18 protein-coding genes and 1 pseudogene are annotated in these 24,810 nt (G+C 70.9%); 15 read left to right on the top strand and 4 right to left on the bottom strand.

The window, feature by feature from the left end; genetic code table 11:
* Positions 1 to 3 precede the first annotated feature (3 nt).
* From rapZ to ACFSVL_RS30950, 4 genes are all read left to right on the top strand, one after another.
* On the top strand, positions 4 to 861 hold the full coding sequence (gene rapZ / locus ACFSVL_RS30965; protein ID WP_116205180.1) for an RNase adapter RapZ: 858 nt from the start codon (positions 4 to 6) through the stop codon (positions 859 to 861).
* 1 nt (position 862) lies between these two features.
* Positions 863 to 1,825 (top strand): gluconeogenesis factor YvcK family protein, encoded by a 963-nt coding sequence (locus tag ACFSVL_RS30960; RefSeq protein WP_378309242.1) that lies wholly within the window; start codon positions 863 to 865, stop codon positions 1,823 to 1,825.
* A gap of 36 nt (positions 1,826 to 1,861) precedes the next feature.
* Complete coding sequence (gene whiA, locus ACFSVL_RS30955; RefSeq protein ID WP_093574335.1) at positions 1,862 to 2,851, top strand: DNA-binding protein WhiA; 990 nt, start codon at positions 1,862 to 1,864, stop codon at positions 2,849 to 2,851.
* 265 nt (positions 2,852 to 3,116) lie between these two features.
* On the top strand, positions 3,117 to 4,094 hold the full coding sequence (locus ACFSVL_RS30950) for an LLM class flavin-dependent oxidoreductase (protein ID WP_378309091.1): 978 nt from the start codon (positions 3,117 to 3,119) through the stop codon (positions 4,092 to 4,094).
* A 51-nt stretch (positions 4,095 to 4,145) separates the two neighbouring features.
* Here ACFSVL_RS30950 and ACFSVL_RS30945 read toward each other — a convergent pair.
* Positions 4,146 to 6,200 (bottom strand): annotated as a pseudogene (locus ACFSVL_RS30945) (PQQ-dependent sugar dehydrogenase); the annotation flags it as partial.
* Between the two features lie 204 nt (positions 6,201 to 6,404).
* On the bottom strand, positions 6,405 to 6,845 hold the full coding sequence (locus tag ACFSVL_RS30940) for a PPOX class F420-dependent oxidoreductase (protein WP_378309089.1): 441 nt from the start codon (positions 6,843 to 6,845) through the stop codon (positions 6,405 to 6,407).
* A 77-nt stretch (positions 6,846 to 6,922) separates the two neighbouring features.
* Here ACFSVL_RS30940 and ACFSVL_RS30935 point away from each other — a divergent pair, with 77 nt between their 5' ends.
* From ACFSVL_RS30935 to ACFSVL_RS30925, 3 genes are all read left to right on the top strand, one after another.
* Positions 6,923 to 8,386, top strand: coding sequence for a hypothetical protein (locus ACFSVL_RS30935; RefSeq protein ID WP_378309241.1), 1,464 nt, complete (start codon positions 6,923 to 6,925; stop codon positions 8,384 to 8,386).
* Between the two features lie 148 nt (positions 8,387 to 8,534).
* Complete coding sequence (locus ACFSVL_RS30930) at positions 8,535 to 9,338, top strand: hypothetical protein (protein WP_378309088.1); 804 nt, start codon at positions 8,535 to 8,537, stop codon at positions 9,336 to 9,338.
* A 100-nt stretch (positions 9,339 to 9,438) separates the two neighbouring features.
* Positions 9,439 to 13,938, top strand: coding sequence for a hypothetical protein (locus ACFSVL_RS30925; RefSeq protein WP_378309087.1), 4,500 nt, complete (start codon positions 9,439 to 9,441; stop codon positions 13,936 to 13,938).
* Positions 13,939 to 13,980: 42 nt separating this feature from the next.
* On the opposite strand, the gene ACFSVL_RS30920 is transcribed toward ACFSVL_RS30925, so the two are convergent.
* Positions 13,981 to 14,961: a YncE family protein gene (locus ACFSVL_RS30920; RefSeq protein WP_378309086.1), complete on the bottom strand. Its 981-nt coding sequence runs from the start codon at positions 14,959 to 14,961 to the stop codon at positions 13,981 to 13,983.
* A gap of 113 nt (positions 14,962 to 15,074) precedes the next feature.
* Here ACFSVL_RS30920 and ACFSVL_RS30915 point away from each other — a divergent pair, with 113 nt between their 5' ends.
* The 7 genes from ACFSVL_RS30915 (at position 15,075) to ACFSVL_RS30885 (ending at position 21,688) form a co-directional block, all read left to right on the top strand.
* Entirely contained in the window at positions 15,075 to 15,971 is an 897-nt protein-coding gene (locus tag ACFSVL_RS30915) for a LysR family transcriptional regulator (RefSeq protein ID WP_378309085.1), read from the top strand.
* A 54-nt stretch (positions 15,972 to 16,025) separates the two neighbouring features.
* A complete protein-coding gene (locus ACFSVL_RS30910; RefSeq protein ID WP_378309239.1) occupies positions 16,026 to 17,228 on the top strand; it encodes a winged helix DNA-binding domain-containing protein in 1,203 nt (400 codons plus the stop codon).
* A 664-nt stretch (positions 17,229 to 17,892) separates the two neighbouring features.
* Positions 17,893 to 18,894 carry a type I glyceraldehyde-3-phosphate dehydrogenase gene (gene gap / locus ACFSVL_RS30905; RefSeq protein ID WP_037814640.1) on the top strand — a complete coding sequence of 334 codons (1,002 nt, stop codon included), beginning with the start codon at positions 17,893 to 17,895 and terminating at the stop codon, positions 18,892 to 18,894.
* A 5-nt stretch (positions 18,895 to 18,899) separates the two neighbouring features.
* Entirely contained in the window at positions 18,900 to 20,114 is a 1,215-nt protein-coding gene (locus ACFSVL_RS30900) for a phosphoglycerate kinase (protein WP_378309084.1), read from the top strand.
* Positions 20,115 to 20,900 (top strand): triose-phosphate isomerase, encoded by a 786-nt coding sequence (tpiA, locus tag ACFSVL_RS30895; protein WP_378309083.1) that lies wholly within the window; start codon positions 20,115 to 20,117, stop codon positions 20,898 to 20,900. It begins immediately after the preceding gene.
* Positions 20,901 to 21,036: 136 nt separating this feature from the next.
* Positions 21,037 to 21,267, top strand: a complete 231-nt coding sequence (gene secG / locus ACFSVL_RS30890; RefSeq protein ID WP_033292761.1) for a preprotein translocase subunit SecG — start codon at positions 21,037 to 21,039, stop codon at positions 21,265 to 21,267.
* Between the two features lie 76 nt (positions 21,268 to 21,343).
* The gene (locus ACFSVL_RS30885; RefSeq protein WP_344267249.1) at positions 21,344 to 21,688 is read left to right on the top strand and encodes an RNA polymerase-binding protein RbpA; all 345 of its coding nucleotides are present in this window, start codon (positions 21,344 to 21,346) and stop codon (positions 21,686 to 21,688) included.
* A 772-nt stretch (positions 21,689 to 22,460) separates the two neighbouring features.
* On the opposite strand, the gene ACFSVL_RS30880 is transcribed toward ACFSVL_RS30885, so the two are convergent.
* The gene (locus ACFSVL_RS30880) at positions 22,461 to 23,663 is read right to left on the bottom strand and encodes a sensor histidine kinase (RefSeq protein WP_378309082.1); all 1,203 of its coding nucleotides are present in this window, start codon (positions 23,661 to 23,663) and stop codon (positions 22,461 to 22,463) included.
* A gap of 448 nt (positions 23,664 to 24,111) precedes the next feature.
* Here ACFSVL_RS30880 and ACFSVL_RS30875 point away from each other — a divergent pair, with 448 nt between their 5' ends.
* Entirely contained in the window at positions 24,112 to 24,768 is a 657-nt protein-coding gene (locus ACFSVL_RS30875; protein WP_378309237.1) for a GntR family transcriptional regulator, read from the top strand.
* Positions 24,769 to 24,810: the final 42 nt, after the last annotated feature.

Genomic DNA, 24,810 nt, shown 5'->3' with positions numbered 1-24,810 from the left:
GGGATGGAGGTCGCGGTCGTCAGCGGCCTGTCCGGCGCCGGCCGGTCCACGGCGGCCAAGTGCCTGGAGGACCTCGGCTGGTTCGTGGTCGACAACCTGCCGCCGGAGCTGATCGCCACGATGGTCGAGCTCGGCGCGCAGGCGCGGGGGGCGATCACGAAGGTGGCGGTGGTGATGGACGTGCGCTCGCGCGCGTTCACCGACGACCTCGCCTCGGTGATCAAGGACCTGGACGCGCGCGGGTACAAGCCGCGCGTGCTGTTCCTGGAGGCCACCGACGCGGTGCTGGTGCGCCGCTTCGAATCGGTCCGCCGCGGCCACCCGATGCAGGGCGACGGCAGGCTCGCCGACGGCATCACCGCCGAGCGTAAGCTGCTTTCGCCGCTGCGCGAGGAGGCCGACCTGGTGCTCGACACGTCCGCGCTGTCGGTGCACGACCTGCGCGCGAAGATCGAGGACGCGTTCGGGTCGGAGACCAGCACGCAGACCCGCGTCACCGTGCTGTCCTTCGGCTACAAGTACGGTTTGCCGATGGACGCCGACCTGGTGATGGACGTGCGGTTCCTGCCGAACCCGTTCTGGATCCCGGAGCTGCGCGAGCACACCGGCCTCGACGGCGAGGTGCGCAATTACGTGCTGTCGCAGGAAGGCGCCGAGGAATTCCTCGACCGCTACCACCAGCTGCTGCGGCTCATCGGCGCCGGCTACAAGCGCGAGGGCAAGCGGTACCTGACGCTCGCGGTCGGCTGCACCGGAGGCAAGCACCGCAGCGTCGCGATCTCCGAGGAACTCGCCCAGCGACTGTCCAATGAGGACGGCATGGCAGTAAAGGTGGTGCACCGGGATCTTGGCCGGGAGTGACGTGCGCGCGGTGGCGCTGGGCGGAGGACACGGGCTGCACGCGACGCTGACCGCGCTCCGGCGGATCACCCGCGCCGTCACGGCTGTGGTCACGGTCGCCGACGACGGCGGGTCGTCCGGCAGGCTGCGCCGCGAACTGGGGCTGCTGCCGCCGGGCGACCTGCGCCAGGCGTTCGCCGCGTTCGCCGCGGAGGACGGCGGGCGGCTGTGGGCGGACGTGTTCCAGCACCGCTTCGGCGGCGACGGCGCGCTCGCCGGGCACGCCGTCGGCAACCTGCTGCTCGCCGGGCTGTTCGAGGTGCTCGGCGACCCGGTGGCCGCGCTCGACGAGGCGAGCAGGCTGATGGGCATCTCCGGCCGGGTGCTGCCGATGTCGCCGGAGCCGCTGGAGATCGAGGGCGAGGTCAGCGGCCTGGACAGCGAGGACCCGGACGCGATCCGGCGCATTCGCGGCCAGGTCGCGGTCGCCAGCACGCCCGGCCAGGTGCACCGGATCTCGCTGCACCCGGCCGGCCGCCAGGTCCGCCCGCCGCGCGGGTGCCCGGAGGCGATCGAGGCGGTGCTGGAGGCGGACGTCGTCTTCCTCGGCCCCGGCTCGTGGTTCACCAGCGTGCTGCCGCATCTTCTGGTCCCGGACCTGCACGACGCGCTCGTGCGGACCGCGGCGACGAAGGTCGTCGTGCTGAATTTGGTCCCCCAACCGGGGGAAACCGGCGGGTTCTCCCCGGAGCGGCACCTGGACGTACTCTTCGAGCACGCGCCCGCGCTGCGGGTCGACGCCGTGATCGCGGACGGTGATTCCGTCCCTGACCCGGCAAGCCTGCGCCGGGCGGCCGAACGCCTCGGCGGAAGGGCCTGCCTGGGGGCGGTGGCCGACCCGGTCGTGGCGGGGCGGCATGATCCTGGTGCGCTCGCACAGTGCATGCGAGAGGCACTAGGCCTCGGCGGGGAACACTGTGGGTGACGGCGGGCGCGCAGCGAAAGGCAGGAGGGGCAGTACATGGCGATGACCGCCGCGGTGAAGGACGAACTGAGCCGGCTCGAGATCACGAAGATCGGGCCGCGCCGGGCGGAGGTCGCGTCGCTGCTTCGCTTCGCGGGCGGGCTGCACATCGTGGCCGGCCGGGTAGTGGTCGAGGCGGAGCTGGACACGGGTTCGGTCGCGCGGCGGCTGCGCAAGGAGATCCACGAGCTGTACGGACATCATTCGGACGTGCACGTGATCACCGCGAGCGGCGGCCTGCGCAAGGGCACGCGCTACGTCGTGCGCGTGGTGAAGGACGGAGAGGGCCTGGCGCGCCAGACCGGCTTGATCGACCAGCGCGGCCGCCCCGTGCGCGGCCTGCCCGCCGCCGTGGTGTCCGGCGGAGTGGCGGACGCCGAAGCAGCCTGGCGCGGCGCGTTCCTGGCACACGGCTCCTTGACCGAACCGGGCCGCTCGTCGTCGCTGGAAGTGACCTGCCCCGGCCCGGAGGCAGCACTGGCCCTGGTCGGCGCCGCGCGGCGGATGGGCATCCAGGCGAAGTCCCGCGAGGTCCGGGGCGCGGACCGGGTCGTGGTCCGCGACGGTGACGCCATCGGAGCCCTGCTCACCCGCCTCGGCGCGCACACGAGCGTGCTGCAGTGGGAAGAACGCCGGATGCGCCGGGAGGTCCGCGCGACCGCCAACCGCCTGGCCAACTTCGACGACGCGAACCTGCGCCGCTCGGCCCGCGCGGCGGTCGCGGCGGCCGCCCGGGTGGAGCGAGCCCTGGAAATCCTCGGCGACACCGCCCCGGACCACCTGCTGGCAGCGGGCCGCCTGCGCCTGTCGAACCGCCAGGCGTCGCTCGAGGAACTCGGCCAGCTGTCCGACCCGCAAATGACGAAGGACGCGGTGGCCGGCCGGATCCGGCGGCTGCTGGCGATGGCGGACAAGCGGGCGAAGGAGCTGAGCATCCCGGACACCGAGTCCGCGGTGACCCCGGAAATGCTGGAAGAAGAAGCCTGACCGCGGCTGCCGGGCGCGGCTTGGGGAGGTAGCTGCCGGGCCGGGCCTGGGGTACGAGCACCCCGCCGGATGCCGCCCAAGAGGACTGCCGGTGCGCGCGGACCGGACTGCGGGCCCTCGTGGGTGGCTATGCCGGTTAGACAGCCGGTTAGAACCGGCATAGCCACTCACGAGCAGCACCCAACTCCGCCCCCGGCACCCCGTCCACAGTGGACAGTGCGCAAATCACCCCCGCCACACCACCAGGTTCGCTACCGTGGGACGCATGATCGATGTGCCGCTTTCCGCACTTGAACTCGCGCTCGTCGAAGCCGGGCAGTCGGCCACGGCGGCCCTCGAGCCGCTCTCCGCGGTCGCCCGGCGGCTGGACGTCCTCGGCTACCACCGGCTCTGGTTCGCCGAACACCACGGTTCCCCGGCCATCGCCAGCGCCTCTCCGCAGGTCCTCGCGGCGCACGCGGGCGCGGTGACCTCCCGGGTGCGGGTCGGGTCCGGCGGGGTCCTCGCGCCCAATCACGCGCCGTTCGCGCTGGCCGAGCAGTTCGGGACGCTTTCCGCGCTCAACGGCGGCCGGGTCGATCTCGGGGTGGGGCGCGGGCCGGGTGCGCTCGATCCGGACGTCATCCGGGCGTTGCGCCGCGGGGGCGAACCGGCCGGGGAAGCCGAGTACCACGCCGACGTCGACGAGCTGCTCGGCCATCTTGGCAGCGACAAGGTGCTCCCCGGCGGGGTGACCGTGCCGGAGCCGTGGCTGCTCAGCTCCAGTCCGGCGGGGGCCGAGGTCGCCGCGGAGCGCGGGTTGCCGATCGCGTTCGCGCATCACATCCGGCCGGACAACACCGCGGCCTCGCTGGAGCGGTACCGGGAGAAGTTCCGGCCGTCGAAGTGGCGTTCGGAACCGTACGTGCTGCTGTGCGTCGAGACGATCTGCGCGGACACCGAGGCCGAGGCCGAGTACCTGTCCGGGCCGATGAACGTGCTCAAGTCCCACCTGCTCGCCGGCGGCGGGGGAGACCAGCCGATGCTCACGCCGGAGCAGGCGGCCGGGTACGAGTTCGCGCCGGAGATGGTTCCGCAGCTCGAACACTTCCGCGCCGCGCAGGCGTATGGCGAGCCGCAGCAGGTTCAGGGGCGGCTCGCGGAGCTGGCGAAGCAGACCGGCGCGGACGAAATCATGGTCACGGTCCCGGTTTTCGACTCCAAGGCGCGCATCCGCTGTTACGAGCTGGTGGCCGGGGCCTGAAAAGGTGCGGCAGGGTGACCGGCGCCGCTCCGGTCACCCTGCCGCGGCTTATCCGGCGAACGCCGCGCCGGGGAACTTCAGCTGCACCACGACGTTGTCGATGGTGTCCGGCGTGCCGCCGAGCTTGTCGTTGTTCGTCGAGGTCACCCACAGGTGCCCGTCGGGCGTCTTGGTCACCGAGCGCAGCCGGCCCCAACGTCCGGAGAACACCGCCGACACATCGCCGATGCCGTCGCCCTTGATCTGCGTCGCGAACAGCTGCTTGCCGGTCACCGCCGCGATGTAGATCCAGTCGTTCACGATCTCGATGCCGGACGGCCCGGCCTGCGAGGTCGGCCACGTCTTCTTCGGCGCGATGGTCCCCTTGCAGTCGCCGATCGTGCCCTCGCAGGCCGACCAGCCGTAGTTGCCGCCCTTCTGGATCAGGTTCAGCTCGTCCTGGCTGCTCTCGCCGAATTCCGACGACCACAGCCGGCCCTGCGAATCCCAGGCGAGGCCCTGCGGGTTGCGGTGCCCGTAGCTCCAGACGTACCGCGCGTTGCCGCCGGTGGCGTAGAACGGGTTGTCGCTCGGCGCCGAACCGTCCGGGTTGAGCCGAAGGATCTTGCCGTTGAGCGAACTCTTGTTCTGCGCGTTGGCCTTGACCTTCGCGTCGCCGACGGTGGCGTACAGCTTGCCGTCCGGGCCGAACGCGATCCGGCCGCCGTTGTGGTACTGGTGTTTGGCCAGGCCGGTCAGCACCGGGGTGGTGGTCTTCGACAGCGTGGTGCCGTCGTAGGTGACCTTCACGATCCGGTTGTCGCTGGACGACGTGTGGTACAGGTACACCGCGTGGTCGGTGTTCCACTGCGGCGAGATCGCCAGGCCGAGCAGGCCGCCCTCGCCCTTCGTGGTGACGGCGCCGGGGATCTTGCCGAGCGTCTTCTTCTTGCCGTCCGGGGAGATCTGCAGCAGTTCGAACCGGTCCCGCTCGGTCACCAGCGCGTTGCCGTTGGGCAGGAAACCGACCGCCCAGCCGAGGTCGACCTTCGTGATGTCCTTGTCGTAGGACGGGATTCCGCCGCCGGCACCGGTGTTGTTCGTGGTTTTCGCAGTGACCGCGTTGCTGGCCGCGGACGCGTTGCCGTTGGGGTCGCGTGCCTTCACGGTGAACGTGTAGGACGTGTTCGGCTTGAGGTCGGTGACCGTCGCCGAAGTCTGCGCGGTGGTCGAGACGACCTTGTCGCCCTGGTACACGTCGTAGCCCGCGATGGAGCCGCCGTCGTCGGTGGAAGCCTTCCAGGACAACGAAATGCTGTCCGACGTGCTGCCGGTGACCTTCAGCGAACCGGGCACGCTCGGCGGGGTTTTGTCGTCGCTGGGCGGGGTTTTCACGCCGACGACGTTGCTCGGCTGGGACGGGTTGCCCGCCGCGTCGTAGGCGGTCACCGAGATGTCGTACGACGTGTTCGGCGTCAGCTGGTCGACGGTCGCCGAGGTGGTCTTGCCGTCCACGACCTTCAGCGTGTTGCCGCCGCGGTTGATCTCGTACCGCGTCACGCCGACGTTGTCCGTCGCCGCTTCCCATCGGAAGTCGGCAGCGGTGGGCCGGATGTTCGACACCTGGAAGTTCTTCGGCGGCGTCGGCGGCTCGCTGTCGGCCGGTGCGGAGAAGGCGTCGGTGATCTTGTCGGTGTTGGGGCCGCCGTTCGCGGACGCCGAAATGGTGCGTACGTGGTTGACGCCCGCGGTGAGCTGGACGGTCGCGGTGACGGTCTTCCACGTCGTCCAGGAACCCGTGCCGGGGAAGGAAACCGTGCCCTTGTCGCCGCCGTCGACCACGAGCTTCATCGGGCGGTCGTCGGCGGTTCCGTTGGCGTAGCGGAAAGTCAGCGTGTGCGTGCCGGCCTGTGCCGCGTTGACCGAGTAGTCGGCGTAGCTGCCGACGAGGTTGTCGAAGTCCACGAAACCCTTGCCGGAGTAGCCGGAGTGGTTCGTGGCGATCTTGGCCTGGGAGAGCGTCGCGTTCTCGGACTCGTAATCCCCGGTCGCCGCGGTCGCGGTCGCGGGGGTCAGCAGTGCGCAGCCGAGCGCGGTCGCCGCGGTACCGGCGAACAGCGCGCTCAACGTCGAGCGTCGTGCCACGGGGGCCTCCTGCGTGAGGGGGATCGGGGCTGCGGGGGAAGTGCTCGCTAGGCAGTATTCGTTAGGAAAGTTTCCTATTTATCGCGACAGATCACACACCCTCGGCGGGGGCGGTGTCAATAGTGCGATCGCGGCATTACGCTCCGCAGCCGTGGCCGCGGAGCGGGTGCGGGGAGAAGCGGCGGGTCAGAAGCCGGCGATGTCCGCCCGCGCGATGACCTTCGTGATCCTCGCCCGGACGAGGGATTCTTCCGGGACGGCGTTGCGCTCGCCGTAGGCCGGGCCGTTCTCCTCGCCCATGTACCGAGCGCCGAGCCGGGTGGCCCACTCCCGCATTTCGTCGAGGTCGTGGTGCAGTTCCGCCTCGGCGGTGAACTGCACGTACGAGAACGGCGGCCGCTGGTCGTCCACGGCGAGCGAGATCCGCGCGTCGCGGCGCAGGGCCTTGCCTTTGAGCGTGTCGGTGCCGGTGGTGAAGATCAGCTCGTCGCCGCCGGGCCCCTCGTTCAGCAGGAACCAGACCGGCGTGACGACCGGAGCGCCGTTCGCCCGCACGATCCCCAGCATGCCCGTCCGCGTGCCCTCGCTCGCGAACTTCCACCACTCCGCCCTGCTCATCTCCCGCATGCCGCCCACGCTAGCCGTCCGCCTGTGCGGGCGCCCGGGCAGGCCGACTAGCCTGACCTGCTGTGCGATACGACGAGATGGGCGCCGCTGGGCTCGCCGACGAGGGGCTGACCCGTCGGCTGAAGGCGCTCGCCTGCACCGCGCCGTTGCACGACCTCGACGCGCGCAAGGCGAAGCTCGACTGGGCCGACGCCACGGTGTACCAGATGGCCGAGATCGCGCTGCACACGATCGACCAGGTCACCATCGCGATGGACTTCGACACCGGGGCCGGCCACGACCAGGTCATCGACCGGCTGCTGCCGTTCATCTCGCTGCAGGCCCCGTCGCGGATGCCGGACGAGCACGTGCGCGTGGCGAAGTGGGTGCTGGACAACCTGATCAACGTCGGCACCACCGACCGCGGCTTCCGGCGCGTGTACGGCTCGCTCGGCCCCGGCGGCTACCAGCGCCGCCAGTTCGACTTCAAGCTGCTGGTCGAGCTGGCCGCCCCGGACGGCGAGGTGTACCTGCGCGCCACCGACGAGGCGATCAACGTGCTGGTCGGCGCGCTGGACACGGACGTCGAGTCGGCGCAGATCGCGGCCGAGGTGAAGCTGGAGAACCTGATCAACCGCGGCCGCCTCGCCGACGCGAAGCTCGCCGCGGAGCAGGCGCGCTACCGCACCGTGCAGTACGGCGAGACGCTGCGCGCGAAGCTCGACGCCACCCGCCGCGACGTGCGCGCGGTCGACTGGGAGAGCGAGGTGCCGGAGCTGATCGAATCGGCGCTCGGGCACATCGAGTCCCGGTTCCGCGCGGAGAACGCGATCCTGAAGAACATCACCACCGCGCGGGACGAGTCCGAGGACGCCGACCACAAGCGCCGCGCGGCCGAGCTGGTCGACATCGTCGCCGACTGCATCCGGCGGCACACCCGGCTCCAGTCGCGGCTGGCCGACGCGGGTGCGGTCTTCCGCGCCGAACAGGACCGCCAGCAGTTCTCCGGACCGCCGCAGCGGGCCACGATCGACCTGTTCGGCCAGCTGCTGATGCCGACGCTCGGACTGCCGCTCGCCGACGCCACCGCGCCCGCCGAACACTTCTTCCACGCCGTCGCCGGCATCGCGACGCCGGTCGTGCCGTCGCTGTCCTCGCTGGTGTCGCTGCTGCTGCGGCCCGCCCCGGAGCGCGACCAGCTGGTCGGCGAGGTGCCGGAGCCGGAGCTGGTGCCCGCCGAGGTGACCGACCGGTTCGGCGACGACGTGTGGCGGCTCGCCGACGAACTGCTCGACCTGCCCGACGTGCCGCGCCGGCTGTCCGGGCTGCTGGAGGACGCGCGCCGCTCCGGGCAGCCGAACCTGGCGTCCCTGGTCGCGCTGCGTGCGCTGCACGCATACAGTCCCGAGGTCGGCGCGGCGCGCCGGCAGGGGGAACGCCACGTGCTGCTCGCCGTCGACGACGGCACCCTGCTCGACGACCCGGACTTCGGCGGGGCCGATCTCCTGCTGTCCACCGCGGAGGTCGAACGAGCGGACGACGAGACCGAGGAGGTCGCTTGAGCACGTTTCTCTCGGGGCGCCTCGAACGCCCCAATGTGGCGTTGGGTGCATGCGACGCACCCAATGTGGCGTTGGGTGCATCTGACGCACCCAATGCCACATTGGGGCGCATTGTGGCAGGCCGCGACGAGACCGAGGAGGTCGCCTGATGCCCGTGACGCACACGAGCGTCGACGCCGAGGCCGCCGCGCGCCTCGTCGCTTTCGGGATGCGCCCGAAGCAACTGCCGGCCCGCGACGTCGTGTACGGCGAGCTGGTGCGCCGCTACGGCGAGGACAACGCGTTCAAGGCGCTCACCCACTCCGTCGCCTCCGGGCTGGGGCTGATGGTGCTGGAGGTGACGCAGCAGGCCGGATGCGTGCTCGCGGCCACCGACGAGTCCGTCTTCGAGATCAAGATGGACAGCTACGCCCGCCAAGCCAAGATCCGCGAGCGGCGCGAGACGGAAAAGGTGCTGCACGGCCTGATCCACCTCGCGACGGCCGCGCTCGGCTATCCGCGGCCGGACGACCTGGCCAACGACACCTACATCGGCCGGGTGAGCGTCGAGCAGGTCGACGCGATGGTCCGTGAGGCGGCGCGCGTGCTCGACGAACGCGCACAGCTGGCCGAGGCGAACAACGACCCGCTGGCGGACGCGCCGGAGCTGGAACAGGCGTGGCGCGCGTACGCCCGCCGTCCGGCCGCCGCGGCGACGAAGGACGGCCGGATGGCGGCCGACACCACGCGCGGCATGGTGTCGCGGGCGCTGCGATTCCTTGCCGACCAAGGCTTTCTGGTGCCGGTGAGCGACGAACAGGGCGGCACCTACCGCACGACGCCGCGGTATCAGATCCAGGTGCGCGAGCTGGCCGCGGACGCCGCGTTCGACGACCTGCTCGCGCTCGACGTCGTCGCGGTCGCCGGGGCCGGGGGAACGCTGCGCGCGACGGCCTCGGACACGCTGCAGTGAGGGAACGAAGGTCCGTGAGGGGAACCCTGAGGGAATCAGAGTCCGTGAAGGTTCCCTTCACGGACCAGCGGGCGGATCAGGCGCGGTAGAGGGGACAGGGATGTACGAGCTTTCGCGGGTCCGCCTGCATTCGGTGGGCCCGGCGGGCGCCCGGTACCAGGACGTGGTGCTGGACTTCAGCGGCGTCGGGGCCACGATCACCGCGCCGAAGCAGGACGCGCTGTTCTCCGCGGGCATCCACGCCGGCGGCCCGGTGCGCCGCCCGTCGCCCGCCAGCGTGCTGTTCCTGGAGAACGGCGGCGGCAAGTCGGTGCTGATCAAGCTGATCTTCTCGGTGATGCTGCCCGGGCGGCGCCAGGTCGTCGGCACCACGAGCACGAAGGTGCTGGAGAAGTTCGTGACGGCCAAGGACGTCGCGCACGTGGTGCTGGAGTGGCTGCACGTCGAGACCGGGCAGCGGGTGATCACCGGCAAGGTGTCGGAGTGGCGCGGGCACGTGACGTCCGCGGACTCGGAGAACCTGGTCGACTCCTGGTACTGCTTCCGCCCGACCGCCGACGTCGCGCTCGATTCGCTGCCGCTGACCGAGGACGGCCGCCTGCTCACCATGTCCGGGTTCCATGACCGGATCGCGGGCGCGGCGATGGCCGAACCCGAGCTGGAGCTGTTCTGGACGCGGCGGCACCACGAGTGGACCGGGCGGCTCGACCAGCTCGGCCTCGACACCGAGCTGTTCCGCTACCAGCGCGCGATGAACGCGGGCGAGGGCGAGGCGGCGGACGCGTTCCAGTTCTCCACCGACGAGGCGTTCGTGGAGTTCCTGCTGCGCGCGGTGCTGTCCGAGGACGAGCCGAAGGACCTCGCCGAGGTCGTGTCGACGTACGCGAACAACCTCGCGCAGCGCGGCGATCTGATGGCGGAGAAGGAGTTCGTAGAGGGCGCGCTCGAACTGCTGGGTCCGCTGGCCGAGGAGGAAGGCGTGGCCGCGGCGTCGCGCCGGATCGCCGAATCGGCCCGCGAGGACCTCGGCGAGCTGGCCGGGCGGATCCACGCGCGCAACGAGCTGGAGAACGCGCGGCTGTCCGGGCTGGAGGAGCACGTCGAGGAGGTGCGGACCGCGGAAAAGCTCGCCGAGGGCGACCATCGGCGGCTCACCGCGGGCGTCACCGAGCTGCGGCGGCTGGTCGCGGTGCTGCGCTTGGAAGAAGCGCAGATCGAGCGCGAGCGGGTCGACGGCGAGCTGGCCGAAGCGAAGACGCAAGCCGAGGCGTGGCGCGAAACCGCCACCGTGCTGAACCGGTTGAACGCCGCGCGCAAGGCGAAGGACCTGCGCGAGCTGGTCGGAAACCGGGAAGAGAAGGCGAAACCGGCGCTGGCCGCGCGGGATGCGGCGGCCGCCGCGTTGGGCCGCGGGCTGCTTTCGCTGGCACGGGATGCGCAACGGCAGGCGGACAAAGCCGAGGCACACGCGGACGCCTTGCGTGCTGAGGCGGAGAAGGCGCAGACCGAACGGGACGAGGCGGCGAACCTGGCGGCTGGCCGTCGGGCGGAGGCGCGTGGACTGTCGTCGCGGATCGCTGAGCTGCGCGAGGAAATCTCCGAATCGGTCCGAAGTGGACTGTTGGCTTCCGGCGCGGACGTCGCCGAAGCGGCCCGGTCCGCGCGGGCGGAAGCGGAGGCCGCGGCGGCGGAATCCGTGCGCCGGGAACAGGAACTCGACCGGGTCGGCGAGGATCTGCAGGCAGCGCAGCGCTCGGTGAACGAGGCGCACCAGCTCGCCGGGTCCACTCAGGACCGGCTCGTCCGGGCGGCGGAGGACCTCGACCGCGCGCACCGGCGGACCGACGCGCTGGCCGCCGAACCGCGGTTGATGGAGCTGCTCGGCGCGGACGACGTCAAGCTGGAGAGCGATCTTCCGGTCCTGCTGCAGCGATTGCGCGACGCGAGCGCGGCGGTGGAGAAGGAGCAGACCGCGCTGCGGATGGAGGAGTCGGCCGACGAACGCGCGCTGGCCGCGCTCGGCTCCGGCGGGCTGCTGCCGCCGCCCGAGGATGTGCAGGCCGCGCTGGATGCGTTGGAGCAGGCCGGGATCACCGCGTGGTCGGGCTGGCGTTATCTGTCCAAACTGGACTCGGTGCGGCGCGGCGAAGTGCTGGAGCGGATGCCGCAGCTCGTCGCCGGGGTGCTGCTGAACGACGCGGGACAGGTCAAGCGGGCGCGGGAAGTGCTGGCCGCCTCCCGGCTGCTGCCGAGCGCGGTGGTCGCGGTCGGGACCACCGAGGCCTTCCAGCAGGACGGCCCGGCCGCCGCGGGCGTCGAGTTCCTCGTGCCGCCGAACCCGGCGATGTACGACGAGGAAGCCGCCGACACCGAGCGGGAAGCCGTGGCGCAGCGGCATGCCGAGCGGCAGCGACGGCTGGAGCAGCTGTCGGAGTCGCTGGCCAACGACGGCGCGTTGACCTGGAAGCTCACCACCTGGCGCGAGGACTACCCGGCCGGTGCGATCGGGACGCTCGCGGAGCAGGCCGAAAGCGCTCGCGTCGCCCGGGAGACCGCGCAGACCGCGCTCGCGCAGGCCGAGGCGGAATTCGCCCGGTTGAGCGAAAAAGTCACCGCTTTGCGTGAGCGAGTCCCGGCGTTGCGGACCGCTTCCGCGGAGGCCGAGGAGAAGGCGCGCCGGCTCGGCGAGCTGTCCACCCGGGCCGCCCGCGTCGCGGAGTGGACCGAAGAAGTCGAGCGGGCAACGGAAATCGCGGAACGCGCGGAGACGTCGGCGGCCGAGGCGTCGGCACGGGCGGCGCGATTGCGCGAGCAGGCGGGGGAGGAGCAGCGGACCGCGGACGGGCACCGCCGCACCGTCACCACCGCGCGGTCCGAGCTGGCCGAAGTACCGGGCGCGGCTGAGCTGCCGGAGGACGTCGAAGCGCCTTCGGAACCGGTGGACGCGTTGCGGCGCACCTTCGTGTCGGCTTCCGAGTCGTACGCGAAGGTCGAGGTCGGCAGCGATCTCCGGGCCGAGCTGGAGCAGGCCGAATCCGCCGAAGCCGCGGCGTCGTCCGCCTTGGAAGCGCTGGACGAGGAAGTCCGCGTGCGCGCGGCGACGCTGCTGGAGACGCCGGACGGTTCGGACGCCTCCGCGCGGGCAGCGGCGTTGGCGCGGGCGCGGCGAGTCGTCGACGCGCTGGAAGAGGAACGCACCGAGGCGATCGGCCAGGTCTCGACGCGGCGGGCCGAGCTGGACGTGCTGCCGTTGCAGACCGGCGTCGCGTCGCCGGCCGACCGGCCGCGCGACATCGAACACGGCCTGGAGCTGATCGACGCGGCTTCGCTGGAGGTGTCCGCGGCGGCCCGGAAGTGGGAAGAGCTGCAGGAGCGCCGGGCGGCGGCGGAAGCGACGCTGGACGCGGGCAAAGCGTCGGCGTCCGGCTTCGGGTTGCTGTCGGAATCGTTGGCGCACTTGCGTTCGGAGGAGCCCGCGGACGCGTACGACAGCGACGTCGAGTCCGCGCGTACCCGGTACAACCAGCTCAACACCGTCCTGAACGACGCGCAGTCGGCGGCCGACTCCGGCGACCGGCGGGTGCGCGCGGCGGCGGACCAGCTGGCCCAGTACGCGACCGAGAAGCGGTTCGAGAAGCTCAGCACGCCGGTGCGGCAGCAGGTGATTTCCGTGAAGCGGGACCAGCTTCCCGCGCACGCGGCGGAATGGGGCGAGGCGCTGCGCCCCCGGCTGCGGACCCTCACCGACGACCTCGCGCAGATCGACCGGCACCGCGGCGGCATCATCACGCGGCTGCAGGGCATGGTCGAAGGAGCGTTGCGCACCTTGCGGTCCGCGCAGCGGGTGTCGCGGCTGCCGGACGGGCTCGGCGACTGGTCCGGGCAGGAGTTCCTGCGGATCCGGTTCACCGAGCTGGAAGACCACGTGCTGGCGGAAAAACTGGGCGAGGTCGTCGACGAGGCGGCCGCGGGCAAGACCGCCGACGGCCGCGACGTGAAGCGCGACGGGCTGTCGCTGGTGCTGCGCGGCGTGCACGTGGCCGCGCCCAAGGGGTACCGGGTCGACATGCTCAAACCGGACTCCGTGCTGCGCACCGAACGCCAGCGGGTGTCCGAAATCCGCGACGTGTTCTCCGGCGGCCAGCAGCTGACCGCGGCGATCATCCTGTACTGCACGCTGGCGGCGTTGCGCGCCAACAACCGGGGCAAGGCCCGCAACCGGCATTCGGGCGTGCTGTTCCTGGACAACCCGATCGGCCGGGCGTCGGCCGGGTACCTGCTGGAGCTGCAGCGGGCCGTCGCGGAGGCGCTGGGCGTGCAGCTGATCTACACGACGGGCCTGTTCGACGCGGGCGCGCTGGCGGAATTCCCGCTGATCGTGCGGCTGCGCAACGACGCGGACCTCCGCGCCGGGCGGAAGTACCTGTCGGTGGACGCGACGATCCGGAATTCCCTCGACGATCTCGGGGACCCGGACGGGGTGGCCCGGCTTTCGGCGACGCGGATGTTCAGCCGTGCTTCGGCTTCTCCTTCGGCGGAGTCGTCGGAGCCGGTGGAGTCTGTGGAGTCTGTGGAGTCGTCGGAGGAACAACCCGCCTGACGGGCTGGCTGGCGCGCGGTCCGCACCGCGCGCCTGCACCAGTCAGCTGACCGGTACGTACGCCAGCCCGTGCCCGCCCGGCGCCCCGGCCGTTTTCGTGTCCAATGTGGTCACCAGCGTCCGGGTCTCCAGGTCGATGACCTCCACCACGGTCGAAGCCGCCCCGGACACGAACGCGACCCGTCCGTCCGGATCGGACAGAATGGCCAGCGGGAACTCCGTTTTCAGGTCCATGGCCCCGAGGAATTCGTTGCTGGTGGCGGAAAACGCCAGCAGCCGCCCGCCCAGCTCGGCGGCCAGCACCTCGCCGGACGCCGTGCAGTGGATCGGCAGCACCGGACGTTCCGTCGGCAGCAGGGTTTCCGGCGATCCGGTCACGGCGTCGAACACCCGGACCCCCGGCGCCGCGCGGATCGGCTCCGTGCCGTGGTCCAGATACGGCGTCGCGACGTAGAGCTGTTTTCCGTCCCGGGAGATCCCCAGCCCCTCGCTGCCCGGAACGGAAACCCGCTCGACGTCGCCGCTGTCGAGGTCCACAAAGGACACGAACGGCGCTTCCTTGTTGGTGACGAACCCGCGCCGCCCGTCCGGGCTGATCGCGACCCAATGCGGCCCCGGCGCCCCGGTCGCGAGATGCCGCACCGGCCGCCGCGTCGCGGTGTCGACCACCACGAGCCCGCCTTCGCCTCCCGGACCGTCCTCGACAGTGGCGTAGAGCAGCCCGCGCATCGGATCGATCGCCAGCCCGTGCGGCGCGTGCTCCGGCGAGAGGTCGACGACCTCCAGGACCTCGCGCGAATCCGGATCGATCGCGGTCAGCTCGGTCGCCCGTTCGCCGTGGCGGTGGTAAGCGCCGTCGCGGTACGCGCTCGCGCACCAGACAACGCGGTGGACCGGGTCGAAGCAAAGGTCGTGCGGCTGCGCGGGCACTTCCACCGTGCCGACATGCTTCCCGGACCCGACGTCGAAAAACGCGACCGCCGGCCCCTTCGCCCCCGCGACCGCGAGTACTGCCTCTTGCATGGTTTGTCTCCTCTTGGTGGCTACCTGATCCACTCTGAGCGACCGCGGATTGCGCGTCGATGCAAGAATCGGCACGGAATCCTTCCGCTGAACGCAAACCTTCCGGGACGGCCATGGACCTCAACCTCTTGCGCGTGCTGGACGTACTGCTGCAGGAAGGCAGCGTCACGCGCGCCGCCGCCAGACTGGGCAGCTCGCCTGCCGCGGTCAGCCGCACCCTCGCCAAGCTGCGCCGCGCCGCCGGCGACCCGCTCCTGGTGCGCGCGGGCCAAGGCCTGGTCCCGACCCCACGCGCCCTGGCACTGAAGGACGAAGTCACCGCCCTGGTGCACCGCGCCGACCGCATCCTGGGCCCCGGCCCCGGTTTCACCCCCGCCGACCTGCGCCGCACCTTCACCGTCCAAGCCGCGGACCTGGTCGTGAGCGGCCTCGCTGGCTCCCTGACCGCCCGCCTCCGCGCCGAAGCGCCGCACGTCGAGGTCATCTTCCTGCCAGAGTCCACAGAGGACAGCGGGGCGTTACGCGACGGCCGGGTAGACCTGGAGATCGGCGCCGCCGGCCATCACGACCCGGAAACCCGCACCGAACCGCTGCTGCGCTCGACCGTGCTAGGCGTTGCGCGGCAAGAGAATCCACTCTTCACCGCCCCGATCACCCCGGCCCGCTTCGCCGCCGCCGAACACGTCGGCATCTCCCGCCGAGGCAAGCAACAAGGCCCGATCGACGCCGCCCTCGCTCAGCTGGGCCTGCACCGCCGGGTCGCCGCGGTCGTCCCCGGCCACCCGAGCGCCCTGGTGCTGGCGAGCGAAAGCGACCTGGTGACGATCGGCGTCGCCGGCTGGCTGGACTCGTTCCTGGCTGCTTTGGGCCTGCGCACCTTCCCCATCCCGCTGGACCTGCCGCCCGTCGAGCTGGGCCTCGCCTGGCACCCCCGGACCGCGGCCGACCCCGCCCATCTCTGGTTCCGGACCTTGGTGCGCTCGGCCATGCTCGCGAGTTCTGCCGCCTGACCAGCGCGAACACGATTTCTGTCGGACCCTCCTGGTAGAAATCGAGCCGTGAAGATGACCCTCGCCCAACGCCGAGCCCGCCTCGGCGTCCGCCACCACCTCGCGGCACGGGCGACGACCGTCGAGGAAGCAGTCGACGGCGTCGTCGCGCTGCACGCCACCGACCCGGCCTCGGTGTACCTGTCCGCATGGTCGCGCGTGCGTGCGGTTTCCGTTGCTGACGTCGAAGACGCCCTGTACTCCCGACGGACCCTCGTGCGCCTGTTAGGCATGCGGCGCACCGTTTTCGTCACCGATGTTGCTACCGCCGGTGTGGTGCAAGCTGCGTGCTCCTACGACATCGCCGCCCGCCAGCGCCGTTTGCTGGAAAAGCACCTGGGCAGCCAAGGCCATCCGGAGAATGTCCCGCGTCCGGGCGAATGGCTGGACGAGGTCATGGCGAGCGTGGAAAAAGCCTTGCGCGCCAGGGGATCGGCAACCGCCCAGCAGCTGGCGGACGACGAACCGAGGCTGCGCCAGCAACTGCTGATGGCGAAGGGAAAGCCGTACGAGTCGATCGGCAACGTCACGAGCCGGGTGCTGTTCCAGCTGGCCGCCGAGGGCCAGATCGTCCGGGGCCGCCCGCGGGGGAGCTGGCAAAGCACGCAGTACCACTGGTCCCCGCTGACCGATTGGCTGGCGGAAAGTGCTGATGGCCGCTCAAATTCCGTTCCCTCCGACTGGCCAGGCCTCTCCGAAGACGAAGCCCGAGCCGCCCTGGCCCGGCGCTGGCTGCACGCCTTCGGCCCCGCCCCGGTCGCCGACCTCCGCTGGTGGACCGGCTGGACCGCAGGCCAAACGAAGAAAGCCCTGACCGCCGTCGCCCCCGCCGAGGTCGACCTGGACGGCGAACCAGCGATCGCCCTGCCCGACGACCTGACTCCGGTCGCCGCTCCCGACCCCTGGATCGCTCTCCTCCCGGCCCTCGATCCGACCGCGATGGGCTGGCAGTCCCGGGACTGGTACGTCGGCCCGCACCGCCCTGCCCTGTTCGACCGCAGCGGCAACATCGGCCCGACAGTCTGGAGCGACGGCCGGATCGTCGGAGCGTGGGCCCAGCGCCCGTCGGGAGAGGTCGCGGTGCGCCTGCTGGAGGACATCGGAGCCGAAAAGACCGCCGCGGTGGACGCCGAAGCCGCCCGGCTGAGCGAATGGCTGGGGGAGGCGCGAGTGGTGCCGAAATTCCGGACCCCGGCGGAGAAGGAGCTGGCCGGATAGCTGCCCTCGCGAGCGGAGCGGGGACGGCAATGGATTCGCTCCCGTCTTCGGCTCCAACCCGCTGACCTCGCTTGCGCCTGCGGACTCGCGTGTCGTGGTTTTCCGGTGCGGCTGGCCTCGGGCGGATGTCGCTGGTCTCGTGTTCGCGTGCGGACTGGCGTGTCGTGGTTTTCCGGTGCGGCTGGCCTCGGGCGGATGTCGCTGGTCTCGTGTTCGCGTGCGGACTGGCGTGTCGTGGCTTCCCGGCGCGGCTGACCTCAGCCCGGCCCCGTTCGCCTGCGAACCCGCCCGCCGCACCCCTCGGCCCACCGAACCCGCTCCGTCCGCCCGGGACCACCCGCCCGACAGCGTGAACCGGGGCACCAAGACCGATCAAGCCACTGGTCCGGTCCCGCCCCCGGAGGCAGGGGGAGCCCGCGCCCCGTTTCCGTCCCTCACCCGGCTGAGCTGGGTTCTTAATCGATTCTTGACGTCTCCCGGCAGTGGTGGAAGTCTCGTCAGGGCAGTCCGGGGCAACGGCGCCCGCACGCTAGGGTTGCACCGATTCCGGAAGCGGCGGGAGCCGTCCGGGGCGGGCGCCCCGGGGGACTTTCGCAGTGTCCAACTTCAGGCGGCAGGCGGCCGGTGCGCCGCCGCCGTGATCAACACCAGAGGAGTGGCAGCAGTGACCGTTCGCGTAGGTGTCAACGGCTTCGGCCGGATCGGCCGCAACTTCTTCCGTGCCGTGAAGGCGAGTGGTCACGACATCGAGGTCGTCGCGTTCAACGACCTCGGCGACGTCGCCACCATGGCCCACCTGCTCAAGTACGACTCGATCCTCGGCCGCTTCCCGGGCGAGGTCAGCGTGTCCGACGAGGGCATCGTCGTCGACGGCAAGACCATCAAGGCCCTCGCCGAGCGCGACCCGGCCAACCTGCCCTGGGGCGACCTGGGCGTGGACGTCGTCGTCGAGTCGACCGGCTTCTTCACCAACGCCGACGCCGCCAAGGCGCACATCGCCGGCGGCGCGAAGAAGGTCATCATCTCCGCGCCCGCCAAGGGCGAGGACCTGACCGTCGTCCTCGGCGTCAACGACGACAAGTACGACGGCTCGCAGACGATCATCTCGAACGCGTCCTGCACCACCAACTGCCTCGGCCCGCTGGCCAAGGTCCTCAACGACGCCTTCGGCATCGAGCAGGGCCTGATGACCACGATCCACGCCTACACGCAGGACCAGAACCTGCAGGACGGCCCGCACAAGGACCTGCGCCGCGCCCGCGCCGCCGCCCTGAACGTCGTCCCGGCCTCCACTGGCGCGGCCAAGGCGATCGGCCTCGTGCTGCCGGAGCTGCTCGGCAAGCTGGACGGCTACGCGCTGCGCGTCCCGGTCCCGACCGGCTCGGCCACCGACCTCACCGTGACCCTGAAGAAGTCGGCCACGGTCGAGGAGATCAACGCCGCCTACAAGGCCGCCGCCGAGGGTCCGCTGGCCGGCATCCTGAAGTACTCGGTCGACCCGATCGTGTCCTCGGACATCGTCACCGACCCGGCGTCCTGCATCTACGACTCGCCGCTCACCAAGGTGATCGGCGACCAGGTCAAGGTCGTCGGCTGGTACGACAACGAGTGGGGCTACTCCAACCGCCTCGCCGACCTGATCAAGCTCGTCGGCTCGAAGCTCTGAACCGGATGAGCGTCAAAAACCTCGACGACCTGCTGAGCGAGGGCGTTCAAGGCCGCTACGTGCTGGTGCGCAGCGACCTGAACGTCCCGCTCGACGGGTCGGCCATCACCGACGACGGCCGGGTCCGGGCCGCGCTGCCGACGATCAAGAAGCTCGCCGAGGCGGGCGCGAAGGTCGTCGTCGCCGCGCACCTCGGCCGCCCCAAGGGCGAGCCGGACCCGAAGTTCACGCTCGCGCCGGTCGCGCGGCGGCTGGGCGAGCTGCTCGGCGCCGAGGTCCCGCTGGCCGGCGACCTCGTCGGCGAGTCGGCGAAGGCGCTCACGGCCGGGCTGGCCGACGGCAGCGTCGTGCTGCTGGAGAACGTGCGCTTCGACGCGCGCGAGACCAGCAAGGACGCGGTCGACCGGTCCGAGCTGGCGGCCGAGCTGGCCGCGCTGACGCCGGGCGGGGCGTTCGTCTCCGACGGCTTCGGCGTCGTGCACCGCAAGCAAGCCTCGGTCTACGAGATCGCCGCGGTGCTCCCGGCGTACGCGGGCGGCCTCGTGCTGGCCGAGCTGGACGTGCTGAAGAAGCTCACCGACGACGTCAAGCGGCCGTACGTGGTCGCGCTCGGCGGCTCGAAGGTGTCCGACAAGCTCGGCGTCATCGCGAACCTGCTCACCAAGGTGGACCGGCTGCTCATCGGCGGCGGCATGGCGTACACGTTCCTCAAGGCCAAGGGCTACGAGGTCGGCACGTCACTGCTGCAGGAAGACCAGCTCGACCAGGTCAAGGGCTTCCTCGCCGAGGCCGAGAAGCGCGGCGTCGAACTGGTGCTGCCGGTCGACGTCCTGGCTGCGGAGGGCTTCGCCGCCGACGCGGCGCACGAGGCCGTCGACGTCACCGCCATCCCGGCCGACCGCATGGGCCTGGACATCGGCCCGCGCAGCGCCGAGCTGTTCGCGCGGAAGCTCGCCGACGCGGCGACCGTCTTCTGGAACGGCCCGATGGGCGTCTTCGAGTTCGAAGCGTTCGCCGGCGGCACCCGCGCGGTGGCCGAGGCGCTCGTGAAGAGCGACGCGTTCACCGTGGTCGGCGGCGGCGATTCGGCCGCCGCGGTGCGGCAGCTCGGCCTCCCCGAGGACGGCTTCTCGCACATCTCCACCGGCGGCGGCGCTTCGCTGGAGTACCTGGAAGGCAAGGAGCTGCCCGGCGTGGCGGCGCTGGAGGGGAAGAACTAAGTGGCACGCAAGCCCCTGGTGGCAGGCAACTGGAAGATGAACCTCAACCACCTCGAGGCCATCGCCTTGGTGCAGAAGATCGCCTTCGCGCTGCCGGAGAAGTACTACGCGAAGGTGGACGTGGCCGTGCTGCCGCCGTTCACCGACATCCGCAGCGTGCAGACGCTCATCGACGCCGACAAGCTCCCGCTCACCTACGGCGCGCAGGACCTGTCGCCGCAGGACTCGGGCGCGTTCACCGGCGACATCTCCGGCCCGATGCTGGCGAAGCTGGGCTGCGGCTTCGTCACCGTCGGCCACTCGGAGCGGCGCGCGATCCACGGCGAGACCGACGAGATCGTGAACAAGAAGGTCAAGGCCGCGCTCAAGCACGGCATCACGCCGATCCTGTGCGTGGGCGAGGAACTCGAGATCCGCGAGGCGGGCGAGCACCTCGAGCACACCCGGAACCAGCTCGTCGAGGCCCTCAAGGGGCTCAAGGCCGAGCAGGTGCAGTCGGTCGTGATCGCGTACGAGCCGGTGTGGGCCATCGGCACCGGCAAGGTCGCGACCGCCTCGGACGCCGAAGAGGTCTGCAAGTCCCTGCGCGGGACGCTGTCGGAGAAGTACGGCGACGAGGTCGCCACCGCGGTCCGGGTGCTCTACGGCGGCTCGGTGAAGTCCGGGAACGTCGCCGAGCTGGTGGGCTCGGACAACATCGACGGCGCGCTGGTCGGCGGCGCGAGCCTGGACGGCGAGGAGTTCACCAAGCTCTGCGCGCTCGCCGCCGGTGGCCCGCTGCCCTGATCGTGGGCACTACCGGGTAGCCTGTGTGTTCGGTCCGTCACTAGAGCAGTGGACGAGTCCAGGGGTACGGTGAAGATCCGCACGCTGTGCGGGTCCGGCCGTACCCCTGCATGCTCCGACAAGCACAGAGGATGACATGAAGCTGTTCCTGCAAATCCTGTTGATCGCCTCCAGCGTCCTGCTGGTGGTGGCCGTGCTGCTGCACCGCGGCCGGGGCGGCGGCCTGTCGTCCCTGTTCGGCGGCGGGATGCAGTCGAGTCTCGCGGGGTCCAGCGTCGCCGAGAAGAACCTCGACCGGATCACGCTGCTGCTCGGAGCCATCTGGCTGATCAGCATCGTGGGTCTCGGCCTCCTGCTCAAGGTCTGACCGGGTCCCCGGAAGGGGACTTGCGATCGGCGTGCCTATTGGGGGGCGCGCCGCCGATTCCAACGGGTGAGGATTCATGGTTGGCGGTAACGCGATTCGCGGCACCCGCGTGGGTGCCGGTCCTTCGGGCGAATCGGAGCGGGGTGAATCGGCGCCACGGCGCCGGGTGTCCTATTGGTGTGCGAACGGGCACGAGGCCCGCCCGTCGTTCGCGATGGACGCGGAGGTCCCCGAAGAATGGGATTGCCCGCGCTGCGGGCTTCCCGGCGGGCAGAACGAGCAGAATCCGCCCGCCGCGCCCCGTACCGAGCCGTACAAGACGCATCTGGCTTACGTGAAGGAACGCCGCAGCGACGCCGACGGCGAGGCCATCCTCGCCGAAGCGCTCGAGCGTCTCCGCCAGCGCCGCGAATTGATCTGAGGCACGGTTTTTCTCCGGGACCACCGGCTTCCCGTCCGCGAGGACGAGGGCCGGTGGTTTTTTAGTTCCCGGGGGTGGTCTGGACCGGGTGGGACAGGTTCAGACCACGAGGGCGGCTCGGTCCGGCCGAGACGCTGCGGTGCAGCTGGCAGGGGATAGGTTCAGACCTCTGCTGAGTGGGCGGCTCGGTCCGGCGGAGACGCTCCGGTTCGCGCTGCGGTGCCGCTGGCGGAGGACAGGTCCAGGCCTCTTCCGGGGCGGCGGCTCGGTCCGGTGGAGGCGGCGCGGTGCTGTCGGCGTGGGGGACAGGTCCAGACCTCTGCCGGGCAGGCGGCTCAGTTCGGCGGAGACGCTCCGATTCGGACGGCGGGCTCCCCGGGTGCCGTCCGGGGTGTTTCGGCCAGCGTGGAGAGGTCTGGACCTCTGGGCGGCAGGTTCCACGGTTCGCGGCCTAGGCGTGGGGCGCGATTTCGACCGGTCTGATTCGGACAGCGGGCTTAAACGGGGCCGTTCCGGTCGTTTCGGCCTGAATCCGCGGGATTGGTCTTGACCGGTCCAGACCAATCCCGGCGTCGGCAGGGAAGGCGCTGCGGTCCGGTGCGGCTTGCCGTCGGGCCGCGGCGCAGCGGCACGTCTGGCCCGTCGATTCGGCGGAGCGGCGACGATCCAGGGTGGTCTGGACCGATTCCGGTCCTGATCGGACCGCCCGGAAACGCGGTGCGGCCAGCGACCTTGACCGGTCCAGACCACTATCCCGCCCGGCTCCGGTCGCTCAGCGGTCCAGCGGATACCGCGCCCGCACGCGGAAACCGCCGTCCGCGGTTCCCGACGTTTCGAAGCTTCCGCCCAGCAGCCGGGCCCGTTCGGCGAGGCCGGTGAGGCCGTGGCCACCGGACGGGAAGGCCTCCCCGGTGCGGCAGGCGCGGGCGTTTTCGACCTCGATGTCCAGCGCGCCGCTCGCCGCGTGGATGCGGATCGTGGCCGTCGCGCCGGGGGCGTGCTTGTGGACGTTCGTCAGGCATTCCTGCACCGTCCGGTACGCCGCCGCCGAAACCTGGCTCGGCAAGGTGTCCGGGAGCTGCTCGACGGTCAGCTGCACCGGGACGTCGCACTCGCGGATCAGGTGGTCCAGTTCGCCGATCCCGGGCCGCGGGCCGTCGTCGCCCGAGCCGGAGCGCAGCACGCTGACCAGCGAGCGCAGCTCCTCCAGCGTCCGCGTCGAGAGCTGGCGGATGACCTGCGCCGTTTCCAGCGCCGGGCCTTCCTTCGCCTGTGCCTGCAGCGCGCCGGCCTGCATGGCGATCAGCGTGATCTGGTGCGACACCACGTCGTGCATCTCGCGGGCCAGCCGAGCGCGTTCCTCGGCGCGGACGGCGTCGGCGTGGAAGCGGCGTTCGCGGTCGCGGCTCTTCGCCAGTTCGCGCAGTTTCGCGGAGATCTCGGCGCGCGCTCCGATCAGCAGGCCGATCGCGATCGGCATTCCGGCCACCAGCACGCCGTAGATGCCGTCCAGCACGTGCTCGCGCCAGCTCAGTTCCGCGAACTCCGACAGCGGCCACCGCACGAACCGGCAGGTGAACACCAGTCCCGCGCCGACCCAGGTCTGCCAGTGCAGCTGCCGTCGCGTCGCGAGCATGCCCAGGTTGAGCATCGACGCCAGCTGCGCCCATCCGGCGAGGAATCCCGGCACCGCGGCGAGTACCGCCAGGAACGGGAACCGCCGCCGCACCACGACCGCGAGGCACGCGGCGGCCGACAGGTAAAGCGAGTAGGGATGCGCCTTCGGCGGCACCACGAGCCAGACGTCGAGCACCGCCAGCAGCACGACCACCGCTTCGATCGCGATCGTCGCGGCGAGGGGCTTCCGGAACACGGCGAACGCCCCGGTCAGGCTGGCGCGCCGGTCCCGCCGAGCGGCTCCGGAGGCAGAGCTGCTCATCGAGATGCCAGGAATCGAGAGTCCCTCAGTGCTCATCGCGGCGACCCCATTCGTCTTGTGGACTTGGTGATGAGATGCTCCGGCCACCCGATCGGGACGCGCGGTGGTCAACAAATGTGCGGATGCTAACGGGAATGTGTGTGTTGGCGGTAAGTTTCACCCAGAGTGGTTCTTGTGGTGTTGTAATCTCCACAACTGCTCCATAAGGGTGAGGGATGCACGCGTGACATCACCTTGTGTCGATCACATCACCTTATGTTCACCATACGGCGGTTCCCACATACTGGTGAGCCGCCTTTTGGCCGAGGGTCAGTTGCTCCGTTCGGCGTCCAGGCCGGGCCCACGCGTTCAGGGGAGACATCACCCGTGCGGGTGGGGCGTAAGTGTCGCTGCGCAGTCGAGGGCCGGTGCCGGGTCCGTCATCGACGGCGGCGTTCATAATCGATGATTTCGCGGATCGTCTTATCCTGGAAGCATGAAGCAGATGCTGTCCGAGCAGATCTACGACCGGGTCCGCGACGCGATCATGCGCGGCGAGGTCGAGCCGGGGCAGGCGCTGAAACCGCAGGAGCTGGCGGCGCGGTACGAGGTCAGCCTCGCCGTGGTGCGGGAGGCGCTGGTCCGGCTGGTCGGCGAAGGACTGGCGGAGCGGCTGACGAACCGGGGGTTCGCCGTGCCCGCGTTCGCCGATCAGCGGTGGCAGGACATCCTCGAGGCACGCCGGACGGTCGAGCCCGGGGTGCTGCGGCTGTCCGTCGTGCGCGGGGACCTGGAATGGGAGGCGCGGGTGCGCGCGGCGGGGCACCGGCTCGCCCGGACGCGAATGTATGTGCCGGACGAGGGCAGCTACTACTCCGCTGCTTGGGCGGAGGCGCACCGCTTGTTCCACCGCACGCTGCTCGACGGCTGCGGGAACGCGGTGCTGCTGGAGACCTTCGACCGGATGTGGACGGCGAGCGAACTGGCCCGGCGGTGGTCGGTGCATCCGGCGCACCGGCTGCCGGTGGAGGACGTGCTGGCCCAGCACGAGGAGCTGGAACGCGCGGCGCTGAGCCGGGACCCGGACGTGGCGGCGGGGCGGCTGACCGACCACCTGGCGGCGACGGCGGCGGTGCTCACCGGGGCGGAGGACGGGTCGTGAGTGGGTATCGCGGTTAGAACCGGGATAGGCACTCACGACCCA

Origin of the sequence: Amycolatopsis silviterrae (genome assembly GCF_042684085.1) — a bacterium.
In the GTDB taxonomy this organism is placed as follows: Bacteria; Actinomycetota; Actinomycetes; order Mycobacteriales; family Pseudonocardiaceae; genus Amycolatopsis; species Amycolatopsis silviterrae.
This window is presented reverse-complemented; position numbering and strand designations above follow the sequence as displayed.

Coding starts and splice junctions, on each gene's coding strand:
- whiA (WP_093574335.1), top strand. CDS start 1,862: ATGGCGATGACCGCCGCGGTGAAGGACGAACTGAGCCGGCTCGAGATC.
- ACFSVL_RS30950 (WP_378309091.1), top strand. CDS start 3,117: ATGATCGATGTGCCGCTTTCCGCACTTGAACTCGCGCTCGTCGAAGCC.
- ACFSVL_RS30875 (WP_378309237.1), top strand. CDS start 24,112: ATGCTGTCCGAGCAGATCTACGACCGGGTCCGCGACGCGATCATGCGC.
- ACFSVL_RS30920 (WP_378309086.1), bottom strand. CDS start 14,961: ATGCAAGAGGCAGTACTCGCGGTCGCGGGGGCGAAGGGGCCGGCGGTC.
- ACFSVL_RS30880 (WP_378309082.1), bottom strand. CDS start 23,663: ATGAGCACTGAGGGACTCTCGATTCCTGGCATCTCGATGAGCAGCTCT.
- ACFSVL_RS30885 (WP_344267249.1), top strand. CDS start 21,344: ATGGTTGGCGGTAACGCGATTCGCGGCACCCGCGTGGGTGCCGGTCCT.
- ACFSVL_RS30930 (WP_378309088.1), top strand. CDS start 8,535: ATGCCCGTGACGCACACGAGCGTCGACGCCGAGGCCGCCGCGCGCCTC.
- ACFSVL_RS30900 (WP_378309084.1), top strand. CDS start 18,900: ATGAGCGTCAAAAACCTCGACGACCTGCTGAGCGAGGGCGTTCAAGGC.
- secG (WP_033292761.1), top strand. CDS start 21,037: ATGAAGCTGTTCCTGCAAATCCTGTTGATCGCCTCCAGCGTCCTGCTG.
- ACFSVL_RS30940 (WP_378309089.1), bottom strand. CDS start 6,845: ATGCGGGAGATGAGCAGGGCGGAGTGGTGGAAGTTCGCGAGCGAGGGC.
- ACFSVL_RS30915 (WP_378309085.1), top strand. CDS start 15,075: ATGGACCTCAACCTCTTGCGCGTGCTGGACGTACTGCTGCAGGAAGGC.
- rapZ (WP_116205180.1), top strand. CDS start 4: ATGGAGGTCGCGGTCGTCAGCGGCCTGTCCGGCGCCGGCCGGTCCACG.
- ACFSVL_RS30910 (WP_378309239.1), top strand. CDS start 16,026: ATGACCCTCGCCCAACGCCGAGCCCGCCTCGGCGTCCGCCACCACCTC.
- ACFSVL_RS30925 (WP_378309087.1), top strand. CDS start 9,439: ATGTACGAGCTTTCGCGGGTCCGCCTGCATTCGGTGGGCCCGGCGGGC.
- ACFSVL_RS30935 (WP_378309241.1), top strand. CDS start 6,923: ATGGGCGCCGCTGGGCTCGCCGACGAGGGGCTGACCCGTCGGCTGAAG.